8 protein-coding genes are annotated in these 11,409 nt (G+C 61.5%); 3 read left to right on the top strand and 5 right to left on the bottom strand.

The annotated features are described in order from the left end of the window. Nucleotides 1–611 (bottom strand): site-2 protease family protein (locus tag ACILSE_RS16190; RefSeq protein ID WP_395718456.1); only part of this gene is annotated, 611 nt, incomplete at its 3' end. A 142-nt stretch (nt 612–753) separates the two neighbouring features. Here ACILSE_RS16190 and ACILSE_RS16185 point away from each other — a divergent pair. Continuing rightward, nucleotides 754–4,740: a PQQ-binding-like beta-propeller repeat protein gene (locus tag ACILSE_RS16185; RefSeq protein ID WP_395718455.1), complete on the top strand. Its 3,987-nt coding sequence runs from the start codon at nt 754–756 to the stop codon at nt 4,738–4,740. A 3-nt stretch (nt 4,741–4,743) separates the two neighbouring features. On the opposite strand, the gene ACILSE_RS16180 is transcribed toward ACILSE_RS16185, so the two are convergent. Then, on the bottom strand, nt 4,744–5,781 hold the full coding sequence (locus ACILSE_RS16180; protein WP_395718454.1) for an aminopeptidase: 1,038 nt from the start codon (nt 5,779–5,781) through the stop codon (nt 4,744–4,746). A 42-nt stretch (nt 5,782–5,823) separates the two neighbouring features. Here ACILSE_RS16180 and uxaC point away from each other — a divergent pair, with 42 nt between their 5' ends. Further along, a complete protein-coding gene (gene uxaC, locus ACILSE_RS16175; RefSeq protein ID WP_395718453.1) occupies nt 5,824–7,230 on the top strand; it encodes a glucuronate isomerase in 1,407 nt (468 codons plus the stop codon). Nucleotides 7,231–7,242: 12 nt separating this feature from the next. On the opposite strand, the gene purH is transcribed toward uxaC, so the two are convergent. Further along, nucleotides 7,243–8,781 (bottom strand): bifunctional phosphoribosylaminoimidazolecarboxamide formyltransferase/IMP cyclohydrolase, encoded by a 1,539-nt coding sequence (gene purH, locus ACILSE_RS16170; RefSeq protein ID WP_395718452.1) that lies wholly within the window; start codon nt 8,779–8,781, stop codon nt 7,243–7,245. 96 nt (nt 8,782–8,877) lie between these two features. Further along, on the bottom strand, nt 8,878–9,309 hold the full coding sequence (locus tag ACILSE_RS16165; protein ID WP_395718451.1) for a hypothetical protein: 432 nt from the start codon (nt 9,307–9,309) through the stop codon (nt 8,878–8,880). 89 nt (nt 9,310–9,398) lie between these two features. Here ACILSE_RS16165 and ACILSE_RS16160 point away from each other — a divergent pair, with 89 nt between their 5' ends. After that, complete coding sequence (locus ACILSE_RS16160) at nt 9,399–10,469, top strand: Gfo/Idh/MocA family protein (protein ID WP_395718450.1); 1,071 nt, start codon at nt 9,399–9,401, stop codon at nt 10,467–10,469. Here ACILSE_RS16160 and ACILSE_RS16155 read toward each other — a convergent pair. Continuing rightward, entirely contained in the window at nt 10,427–11,377 is a 951-nt protein-coding gene (locus tag ACILSE_RS16155; protein WP_395718449.1) for a LamG-like jellyroll fold domain-containing protein, read from the bottom strand. The genes ACILSE_RS16160 and ACILSE_RS16155 overlap by 43 nt on opposite strands. Nucleotides 11,378–11,409: the final 32 nt, after the last annotated feature.

The raw sequence follows: 11,409 nt of genomic DNA, 5'->3' as shown, positions 1-11,409 counted from the left end.
GTGCGCGCATGGATGTCGAGCAGGGCCAGGACTCGATCCTGCAACCCCAGCCAGAAGGCGTTTTGAAATGAAAGCAACGCCAGCACCGCCGCGCAGACCAGGCTAATCACCAGCACCTGCCTTTGCCTGCCGGGACCGGCACTTGCCTGGCAGATGTGCCCGCCATCGAGCGGAACGACGGGCAGGAGATTGAGGAGCGCCCAGAAGATGCTGACGATGGTGAAGCCATCGAGCATGCGGTGCAGCCACTGATACGGCGGCTGCCAGAGCGTGATCGTCCAGCCGGCGGCGAGCCCGGCGAGGATTTGCAGCACGGGCCCGGCGGCGCTGACGATGAAATCCTCCCTCCGCGTGCGCCACTGGCTGCCCTGGGCGATGCCGCCGAAGGCGATCAACTGGATGACGACCCGGCGGTCGCCGAAGTTCCGCATCACCAGCGCATGGCCCAGCTCGTGAATGAGGATGGAAAGGAGCACCGCCACCATCCAGGCCAGCAGGGCGCTGAATTGAGCGGGCGTGGTGGCGTAAAGCGCGCCGCCCATGAGGGCGGTGTTCAACCAGAACATCCCGTGGATCAGAACAGGGAAACCAAAAAGGGTGAAACGCAGCATGGTCGGGGCAGGGCGGGGGATGGGGTGATTTCATCCCATAGAGCGCGCTGCAAATCCACCACTTCGTTGCGCGGCGGGAAAATGCCCGAAATGGCCGGAAACATCCGCAGTGTGGCGGGCGTTACGCGCCTTCCATCCTGCCATGAAACGACTTCTCTGCGCCCTCCTGCTCGCCACTCCACTCCTTGCCGACGAGGCATCCGACATCCTCGCTCAATCCGGCGTGAAGGGCGGCATCGTGGTCCATGTGGGCTGCGGGGACGGCACGGTGACGCAGAAACTGCGGGCGAATGATTCCTACCAAGTCCAGGGCCTCACGAAGGAGGCGGACAAGGTGCCCGCCATCCGCGATGCCATCTACAAGGCCGGGGTGAGCGGCGCGGTGGCGGTTTCGGAGTGGAACGGCCAGCACCTCCCCTACATCGAGAATTACGTGAACCTGCTCGTCATCGAGGACGCGGCTTCCGTTTCCAAAGAGGAGATCGACCGCGTGCTCACGCCGCTGGGCGTGGCGATGGTGAAAAAGGGCGGCGCGTGGGAAAAGATCACGAAGGCTTGGCCGAAGGACATGGATGAGTGGACGCACTACGCCTATGACTCGAAGGGGAACCCAACGTCGAAGGACATGCTCGTCGGGCCACCTTCGCGGATGCAGTGGGTGGGAAATCCGCGCTGGAGCCGCCATCACGACCGCATGTCGTCGGTGAGCGCGAAGGTTTCAGCGGGCGGGCGCATCTATTACATCATCGATGAGGGCAGCCGCATCTCGATCCTCATGCCCGCGAAGTTCATGCTCATCGCCCGCGATGCCTTCAATGGCACGGTGCTTTGGAAAAAGCCGATCCCCCAGTGGAGCACGCACCTCTGGCCGCTGAAATCCGGCCCCACGCAGCTCACGCGCCGCATCGTGGCGATGGGGGACAAGGTCTATGTGACCATGGGCATCACCGATCCGATTTCCTGCCTCGATGGAGCCACGGGCAAGGTCATCCGCGTGTATGACCAAACCAAAGGCGCTGAGGAGATCATCATGCGCAACGGCACCCTCTTTGCCCTGGTGAACAAGGACGCGGATCGCCTCAATAAAGAGTTCGCCGTGAAGCAGCAGAGCGATCAGAAGCGTGTGGAGACCGAGTTCAATTGGGACGGCAAGCCTCGTGAGCTTTTTGCCATCGAAGCCGAAAGCGGCAAGACGCTGTGGAAGCAGGAGGATCGCATCGCGCCGGTGACGATGGCGATTGATGACAAGCGCATCGTTTACTACAACGGCGACGGCATCGCCGCCCGCGATGTGAAGACCGGAGAAGTGAAGTTCACCACGGATCCCACGAAGCGCCGTGCGCTTTACGAGTTCAACTTTGCCCCGCGCATCATCCTGCATAACGACGTCATCATCTACGCCGGTGGCGATGGTGCGATGAAGGGCATGAACGCCGACACAGGCAAAGACATCTGGACCGCGCCGCATGAAAAGAGCGGCTACCGCAGCCTGGAGGACGTCATCGTCGCCCAGGGCCTCGTGTGGAATTCCGGCAACATGAACGGCAACCAAAGCGGCGAGTATCGCGGCTTTGATCCCATCACTGGCGAGAAAAAGAAGAGCTTCTTCCCCGACGTGCCAGAGGGCACCTACTGGTTCCATCACCGCTGCTACATGGGCAAGGCGACGGAGAAATACATCATCCCCAGCCGCACCGGCATCGAGTATGTCGATATGGAAAAGCAGCACTGGGATCTCAATCACTGGGTGCGTGGTGCCTGCCTCTATGGCGTGATGCCCGCGAACGGCCTCACCTATGCCGGACCTCACAACTGCGCCTGCTACCCCGAGGCAAAGCTCGACGGCATGGCCGTCATGGCGAGCGCTCCGCGTTACCCGATGCCTGCGAATACGCCCGATGATCAGCGCCTGGTGAGAGGCCCCGCGTATGCCGATGCCATCGACGAAAAAGAAGCCAGCAGCGAAGACTGGCCGACCTACCGCAGCGACAACGCCCGCAGCGGTGCGGCGAAGAGTGATCTGAAAAAGGATCTCGCCATGGCCTGGGAGGTCAAACTCACTCCCCCGCTCAGCACCACCACCACCGCCGCTGGCCTCACCTTTGTCAGCGAGGTCGATAAGCACACGCTGCATGCCTTTGACGCCGCCACCGGCAAACCCGCGTGGCATTTCATCGCCGGTGGCCGCATCGACTCACCGCCCACCTATTGGAAAGGCCGCGTGTTCTTTGGCGGCAAAGACGGCCAGGTCTATTGCGTCCGCGCCACTGATGGAGCGCTTATCTGGCGCTTCCAGGCCGCACCCGTCATGCTCAGCCATGGTGCCTGGGAAATGATGGAGAGCGTGTGGCCTGTGCATGGCAGCGTCCTGGTCGAAAACGGCCTTGTGAGCTGCGTTGCAGGTCATTCCTGCTTCCTCGACGGCGGCCTGTGGTTCTACCGACTCGACGCGAAAACCGGCGAGATGCGGGTGAAGCAAAACTACGACGACAAAGACCCCGAAACCGGCGGCGACCTCAATGATCGCCACAAGACGCTGCAAATGCCCGTCGCCCTCAACGACATCCTCAGCAGCGACGGCAAGTGGACCTACCTCCGCACGCAAAAAATCATCGCCGATGGCAAACGCGTCGAAATCGGTCCCGTGAGCGGTGATTTCGCGAAGCAGGGCGGCGCGCACAAGGGCGAGGGCGCGCATCTCTTCGCGCCGATGGGCTTCCTCGACGACTCGAACTTCCACCGCAGCTACTGGGTGTATGGCAAAAGCTTCGCCGGCGGTCACGGCGGTTATTATCAAGCCGGCAAATATGCCCCTGCGGGCCGCATCCTCGTTCACGACGACAAGAACGTGTACAGCTACGGACGCGAAGCCCAATATTACAAGTGGACTACCACCATGGAGTACACGCTCTTCTCCACGCCGAAAACGCCGCCGGAAGAGGCCTACAGCACTGAATCCGCCACCACGGCGCGTCAGGGCAACAGTCTCACACTTGGCCCCGACGGCCAGCCGCTGGCCGTGCAGCCGCCGAAATTGGAAAAGGAAGGCAAAAAGGCGGCGAAAGCCGAGGCCAAAGGGAAGGGGAAAGGCAAAGGCAAGGCAGGGGCCGCTCCCGCAAACGCCCCGGTTCCCGGCTCCGTGCTTTTCCCCGACCACGAGGTGCTGAATCCGGCGCAGACCGCGCTCAGCATCGAGGCGTGGGTGCTGCCGGACACCGCGAACGGCACGATCCTGCACCAAGGCGGCCCGCTGCAGGGTGTCGCGCTCGACATCCGCGAGAAAAAACCGCAATTCCATGTCCGCAGCGACAGCAAGCTGAGTTCCATCGTTTCAGCCGAGGCGCTCACCGAAGGGTGGCATCATCTCGTCGGCACGCTGGCCGCCGACAAGAAAATGAGCCTTTATCTTGATGGCAAACTCGTGGCCGAAGGAACGGGAGAACTCCTCACCGGCAAGCCCGCCCGTCCGATGTATCTCGGCAACGGCGAAGGAGCGGCCGAAGGCAGCGCCGGTGGTTTCAGCGGCCTGCTCGACCAGTTCGCGCTCTATCGCAAGGCGCTCACGCCCGCCGAGGTGCAGCAGCGCTTTGAAGCGCCCGACATGAAACCTGCGGATGCCGTTCTTGTCTGCAACTTCGACAACGGCGACTCACGTGACAGCTCCGGCAACTCCGCCCACGGCATCGGTGCCGGTGTGGAAACCGGCAAGGGCAAGGTGGGCGCCGCGCTCTGGTTCAAAGGCGGCGCTGGCGGCGGCAAGGGCGGCAGCAACACTCCCGGCAGCTTCGTGAAGCACACCTGGGACCGTTTCGTGCCCATTGTCGCGCGCAGCATGGCGCTCGCGGGCAAAACGGTGCTCGTCAGCGGCGCTCCCGACACCATTGATGAGGAATATGCCTTCGAACGCCTCGCCGCTCGTGATCCTGCAATCCTCAAAGAGCTCGAAGAACAAAACGAAGCCCTCGAAGGCCGTCGCGGTGCCAAGATGTGGGCCGTGAACACCGAAACCGGCGAGCAATCCACCGGCCTCGAACTCACCAGCCCTCCCGTCTGGGACGGCATCACCGTCGCCCAAGGCCGCGTCTATGTGAGCACGATGGACGGCCGCTTGCAGTGCTTTGGCAAATGATCCTCAGCGCTTCTGCGTTCCGAGAATCGTCAGTCGCTGCACGTCATCCAGCTTCTTCATGGCCGCGACCTCACGGTGGAATGCGTCAAGGTTTCCGCCGTGCTTCTTGAGCAGCCGCCCGAAGCCCGGCACGAGGGTGTGATAAGCGGCGATGGTGTTGAGCCGCGCGTTGTTCCATTTCTGCGCGGCGTTTTGCATGCTCATGCGCGACACAGGCGGATTCGCCCCCGCTTTTTTCAACATCTCCTCAAACACCCGCTGCTTGGCCAGACGCCGGTCGTCGGGCGTGGCAAAGTCCTGAAGAGTGTAAAGGGCGTTCAGCTTGTCCCGCGTGTCGAGCAGCAGGCGGACATTGCCCTGCTGCACTCTCAGGCTGGCTTCGTAGGCGCGCAGACCCGCCGCATCGCCTCTGGCGCGCAACCAGCGACGCACGCCTTCCTGCGCGTTGGCGGTGGCGAAGGCCTCGTTGAAGTCGGTGTCGCCGGGAATGAAGACTTTGGCATGCGTCAGCTCGTGGAAGATGAGCTCGGCCAGTTCGGCATCGCTGCGGTGCAGGAAGGTGTTGAACACGGGGTCTTTGAAATAACCGAGTGTCGAGTAGGCCTCCACGCCGCCGACGAAAACATCGAGGCCTTGTTTGCGCAGGCGTTCGCCCTCTTGTTGCGCGTCCTTCTCGTCAAAAAAGCCGCGATACTTCAGATGGCCGACGAGCGGATACCACCAGCGCTTCGCCTCCACGGAAAACTCCGGCGCGGCAAACACCACCCACACGACGTAGGGACGCTTCAGGTCGCAATACTTGCCAAAACTCTTCGTCGGCAGTCGCAGATCGCTCGCGGCGAAAGCGCGCAGCTCCTCGATGAGCCGCAGGCGTTGTTTCACCCGCTCCTCCACTTTTGAATCGGCCAGCGCGGCCGCATTTGGCCGCGATTTGCGCCAGATCTCCATCTGTCCGCCCGCCGCCTGCGTGTAAAAACGCACGGTGCCGCACGAGCAGACCAGCAAGGCCGGGAGGAGCGCGAACCAGTTGCGTGCGGGCATCATCGCTCCAGTTTAGCGGGTCATTTCCAACCGCAAACTGCAATGTCTTTCATCCACGACGATTTCCTGCTCAGCACCAAGTCCGCCAGCCGCCTGTATCACACGTTCGCCAAGGATGAGCCGATCCTCGATTACCACAACCACCTGCCGCCGAAGGACATCGCGCAGAACCGCCAGTTCAAGAACCTCTTTGAGATCTGGCTTGAAGGCGACCACTACAAATGGCGCGCGCTGCGCTGCAACGGCGTGCCGGAGGAGTTCATCACCGGCAAGGCCAGTCCGCGTGACAAGTTCCTCGCTTGGGCCAAAACGGTGCCGCACACGCTGCGCAATCCGCTCTACCACTGGACGCATCTCGAATTGAAGCGCTATTTCGGCATCGACACACTGCTGGATGAGAAGACCGCCCCGGCGATCTGGGAGCAGACCGAGGCGATGCTGGCGAAGCCGGAGATGAGCGCCCGAGGCATCCTGCGCACGCAAAAGGTGAAAGCGCTCTGCACCACGGACGATCCGATCGACAATCTCGAGCACCATCAAAAGTGCGCGGCAGATGGTTTTGAAGTGGGCGTTTATCCCACCTTCCGTCCCGACAAGGCACTGGCCGTGCATCAGCCCGAGGCCTGGAACGCGTGGTGTGATAAACTCAGCGCCGCCAGCGGCATCGAGGTGAAGAGTTATGCGTCATTGCTCGATGCGTTGAAGCAGCGTCACGATTTCTTCCACAGTGTCGGCGGTCGGTTGAGCGATCACGGACTAAACTACTGCCACGCGAATTTCATCAGCGACGCGGAGGCCGAGCGCATCTTCCAAAAGGCCCGCAGTGGCACTGCGGCGAGCGCGCAGGAGCAGGACCAGTTCGCCAGCAACATCATGCTGCACGTCGGCCGCTTGAACGCGGCGAAAGGCTGGACCATGCAGCTTCATCTCGGTCCGGTGCGCAACAACAACAGCCGCCTGGCCCGCGAGATCGGCGCGGATGTCGGCTGCGACAGCATCGGCGATTATTTGCAGGCGGAGACGCTGTCACGCTTCCTTGATCGTCTCGACACCGAGAACGCGCTGCCCAAAACGGTGCTCTACAACGTCAATCCGGCCCACAACTACGTCTTCGGCACCATGGCCGGCAATTTCGCTGACGGCACCACGCCGGGCAAAGTGCAGTTCGGCAGCGGTTGGTGGTTCGTGGATCAAAAGGAGGGCATGGAGTGGCAGATCAATGCGCTGAGCAACCTCGGCTTGCTGAGCCGCTTCATCGGCATGCTCACGGACAGCCGCAGCTTCATGAGCTTCCCGCGTCACGAGTACTTCCGCCGCACGCTGTGCAATCTTCTTGGCAACGACATCGAAGGCGGCCTTGTGCCCAATGACGACGCGCTTGTCGGCGGCATGATCCGCAACATCTGCTACGCCAACGTGAAGGCGTATCTGGGGCTGAAGGTTTCCTGACCTGCTGCGGGATCAATGCAGGAAGTGGCGGTGGCCGGTGAAGACCATGGCCATCTTGCGTTCGTCGGCGGCGGCGATGACTTCGGCGTCCTTGACCGATCCGCCGGGCTGAATGGCGGCGGTGGCACCGGCATCGGCGGCGGCGATGAGGCCGTCGGGGAAGGGGAACATGGCGTCGGAGGCGACAATGCTGCCTTTGAGTGACAGGCCGGCTTCCTTCGCCTTCCACACGGCGATGCGGCAGGAATCCACGCGGCTCATCTGACCAGCGCCGATGGCGAGGGTGCGGTCGTGTGTGGCGAAGACGATGGCGTTGGATTTGACGTTCTTCACGACGCGCCAGCCGAAGCGCATGGCCTCCAGCTCCTCACGCGTCGGCGGGCGGATGGTTTTCACCTTCGTTTCGAGGTCGTCGAGACCGAGGGCGCGTGAATCGGCGTCCATGACCATGACGCCGCCGGGGGCTGAGCGGATGACAGGCTCGGCGAGGGCTTCGGCGACGCCTTCACGCATCTGGATGAGGCGCAGGTTCTTTTTCTTCTGCAACAGAGCACGGGCATCGGCGTCGAAATCGGGGGCGATGATCACATCGGTGAAGATTTCGGAGATGATGCGGGCCAGGCCAAGCGTCATGCTGCGGTTGACGACGATGACGCCGCCAAACGGTGCCTGCTTGTCGGTCTCAAAGGCCTTCTGCCAGGCTTCGCGCAGGTCTTCATCGGCGCAGCCGACGCCGCAGGGGTTGGTGTGCTTCAGGATGGCGACGGTGGGACGACGGAATTCGAGCGCGATGCGGGCGGCAGACTCGATGTCGAGCACGTTGGTGTAGCTGAGGTCCTTGCCGTGCAGTTTGACGAAGTAGTCGCCAAAATTGCCGTAGAGGGAGGTCTTCTGGTGCGGGTTGTCGCCGTAGCGCAGCTCGGCGTAGAGGGGCAGGGAGAGGTTGAAGGTCTTCTGGGTGACCTGTTCCTTGTTCAGGTAGGCGGCGATGGCGTTGTCGTAGCTGCCGGTGCGCTGGAAGACCTTGCAGGCGAGGCGTTCGCGGGTGGCGAGGGTGGTGTCGCCCGCGTTTTCCTTCATCTCTTCGAGCACGACGGCGTAGTCGGCCGGATCCGTGATCACCGTGACCCAGCGGTGGTTTTTGGCCGCGGAGCGCAGCATGGACGGGCCGCCGATGTCGATGTTTTCGATGGCTTCCTCGAGGGTGACGTCCTTCTTGGCGACGGTCTGCTCAAAGGGGTAAAGATTGACGACGACGAGGTCGATGACGGGGATGTCGTGCTTCTTGGCGTTTTTCTTGTCCTCCTCGTTGTCGCGGCGTTGGAGGAGGCCGCCGTGGACTTTAGGATGCAGGGTTTTGACCCGGCCGTCGAACATTTCAGGAAAGCCGGTGTGCTCGGAGACGTCGATGACCTTCAGGCCGCCGTCCTTGAGGTGCTTCGCTGTTCCGCCGGTCGAAAGCAGCTCCACATTGAGCGCCGCGAGCCCCTTGGCGAAGTCGAGGAGGCCGGTTTTGTCGGAAACAGAAAGCAGGGCGCGGGCGATGGGCATGTGGGAAGGGGGAAGGGGGAAGGTTCGGGGGCGCGGAGTAAAGGGAGATTTGCCAGGGTGCCAAGAGCATTCTGTGCGCCGAAGTTGAGCCGGAGATCAGCGTGCCAGCGGCACAAAAGGCGGGTAGAACTTTCGCGCTCCGAACTCGATGTAGCGGTTTTCGGCGGCTTTGAGGTAAACAGCGGCTTTTCGGTCGCCAAAGTCCGCCGCCCGTTGATAAACGAAATGACCGCCAGTGCTGTCGAGCGCGAGCTTGAGCATGGTGGCGTCGTCGAATTCCACTGGGTCAGCCATGCGGCGATACAGGCCTTTGTTTTCACCGGAAAATCGTAAATTCGGCTCATAACGGTCTTCTGCGCCAATCGCGGAGTAGTATTTCGTGTCACCGAGCGCGGTGGGATACTCGGTCCAATCGTAAGCGGCGCGATTCAGATGGATGCGCCAGGAGAGAATGACCAGCGAAGTGAGCAATAGCGCCCAACCGAGCAGAAGACGGCCGGGCGTGTCACGGATTTCGTTGGCAGCCATGCGGGCTATGAAACGGCGCGGTCCGTGCACAGGCAACACTGGAGTTTCGGATTGTCATCGGCGACAGCTTCGGCTTCGATGCACGCCTTATGAGCAAAACTTGGCGTGTCGCAGGCATCAACTTCGATCACTTTCACATGGGCGACCTGCTGCGGCAGACCTTCGAGCATCAGAACGCGGAAATCGTCAGCATCTGCGATGAGCAACCGGAGCGCATGGTCGAGGCAAAGCGGAATTTCGGCCTGGGTGACACTCAGGTGTTCACCGACTACCGCGCCTGTCTGGAGCAAACCAAGCCTGACATCGTGATCCTTTGCCCGGCGGCCTCCAAACACGGCGAGTGGGTCGAAAAAGTCGCGCCTTTCGGCACGCACATCATCATGGAGAAGCCTTTTGCCGGTTCCTTGGCCGAGGCGGATGCCATGATCGCCGCCATGAAGCCGCACGGCAAGCTGCTGACCGTGAACTGGCCGCTGGTGTGGGATGCCGGACAGCAGACCGCGCACCGCTTGATCCAGGAAGGCGTCATCGGCGAAGTGTTGGAGTTTCATCACCACGGTGGGAACCGGGGACCGCTTTACCATGGGGCCGACAAGATCGAAAAAGAGCCCGGTGCCGCCGAAAAAGCTGCGAGCTGGTTTTACAGCAAGGCGCAGGGCGGGGGCTCGCTGCTCGACTACATGGGCTACGGCACCACGCTGGGCACCTGGCACCTCGGCGGCAAGATCCCGCTGGAAGTGACTTGCGCCTGGTCCACCACGCCGGGCCTGGAGGTGGACGAACACAGCATCACCGCGATCCGCTACGACTGCGGCATGAGCAAGACGGAGACGCGCTGGGGCACGTTCACGGATCCGTGGACATTCCAGCCACAGCCCAAGTGTGGATTCGTCCTCAAAGGCACGGATGGCACCATCTCATGCTTCGACTATGAGCCGACCATCCGCGTGCAGACCCGGCAGCGCCCTGAGGGTTTTGATCTCGCTGTGGATGAGATCAAAGCACCGAACAGCAACCCCGTGGAGCACGTCATCCACCACTTGGAAACCGGAGCACCGCTGATCGGCCCGCTGCGCCTGGACATCTCACACATTGGACAGAGGATCGTGGACACCGCTTACGCCAGCGCCCAGCAAGGTTGTAAATTGACTTTACATTGATTGTTTGTAGTTAATAAACACTGTCTCAGTCTGAAATTCTGAGGGTGATTTTGGCCGAATGGGCTCCGGGGTCCCCTTAACGCAGATTTTTGATGCCGCTGTCCAGTGTGAAGAACTTGCTCCACCTCCGCCTTGCTGAGGGCGAGATCAAACACGGCCAGATCATCCAAGTGCCCGACATACGACGCTCCGAGCACCAACGCCACGCTGGCGGGATCCCAGTCGAAGCTCAGGTCCCAGTTTTGGATCCTGCCTTGAGACTTTCCATTGAGGTAGAGGCTGCCAGAGGGCTTGGCCGCTTTGTCGTTCACTTTGTCCAGCGTGAACAGGACATGCGTCCAGGCATCCCGGCTGAAGGATGGCTTTGCCACCTGCACCATCGGGCGTTTCTCGAACGGAATGTCCGCCCACTGCACGTTCGTCGGGTTCCAGATGTGAAAAAGTGGACGGATCGCATACCGGAAAAAGCGCGGCGTCTCATCCTTCGAGAATTCCAGGAAGATGAAGCCCTTCTTGGAATCGTCGCCGGTAATCTGCACCGGATCGCAGTAGCCCGGCTCCAGGTCCTCGTCTGGCGTCAGCCGCAACCAGACCGACACCGTGGCGCTCCAACTCCGGCTGTTGTAGCCGATCACGTCCACGCCACTGAACTGCGGTCGGGTGACGCCTTTTTTCGGGAAATGCAGGCAGCCGCCGAATTTGCCTCCGCTGGCGACGACTTGGACGTCCTCATTCGGCACGCAGGGCGCAAACTCCTTCCCCTTCTTGATCACGCAGTCCTTGCTCCCCTTGCTGAAATCCGCGTTCAGTGATGAGTCAAACGACGCGTGGAAGGTCAGTGACGACTTGAGCGAATGCTGCGCGACCAGCGGCAGCGTGAGGCAGAAAAGAAAAACGAGCGGTTTCATGGCTGGATGCCATCAACGAAGACCGGGGGCCT

Source organism: Prosthecobacter sp., assembly GCF_044236155.1.
Taxonomy (GTDB): domain Bacteria; phylum Verrucomicrobiota; class Verrucomicrobiia; order Verrucomicrobiales; family Verrucomicrobiaceae; genus Prosthecobacter.
The sequence above is the reverse complement of the archived record's forward strand: the minus strand, read 5'-3'. Positions and strand labels throughout refer to the sequence as shown.

Excerpts from the sequence above, each read along its gene's own strand:
- ACILSE_RS16185 (WP_395718455.1), top strand. The coding sequence starts at position 754 with ATGAAACGACTTCTCTGCGCCCTCCTGCTCGCCACTCCACTCCTTGCC.
- ACILSE_RS16180 (WP_395718454.1), bottom strand. The coding sequence starts at position 5,781 with ATGCCCGCACGCAACTGGTTCGCGCTCCTCCCGGCCTTGCTGGTCTGC.
- uxaC (WP_395718453.1), top strand. The coding sequence starts at position 5,824 with ATGTCTTTCATCCACGACGATTTCCTGCTCAGCACCAAGTCCGCCAGC.
- purH (WP_395718452.1), bottom strand. The coding sequence starts at position 8,781 with ATGCCCATCGCCCGCGCCCTGCTTTCTGTTTCCGACAAAACCGGCCTC.
- ACILSE_RS16165 (WP_395718451.1), bottom strand. The coding sequence starts at position 9,309 with ATGGCTGCCAACGAAATCCGTGACACGCCCGGCCGTCTTCTGCTCGGT.
- ACILSE_RS16160 (WP_395718450.1), top strand. The coding sequence starts at position 9,399 with ATGAGCAAAACTTGGCGTGTCGCAGGCATCAACTTCGATCACTTTCAC.
- ACILSE_RS16155 (WP_395718449.1), bottom strand. The coding sequence starts at position 11,377 with ATGAAACCGCTCGTTTTTCTTTTCTGCCTCACGCTGCCGCTGGTCGCG.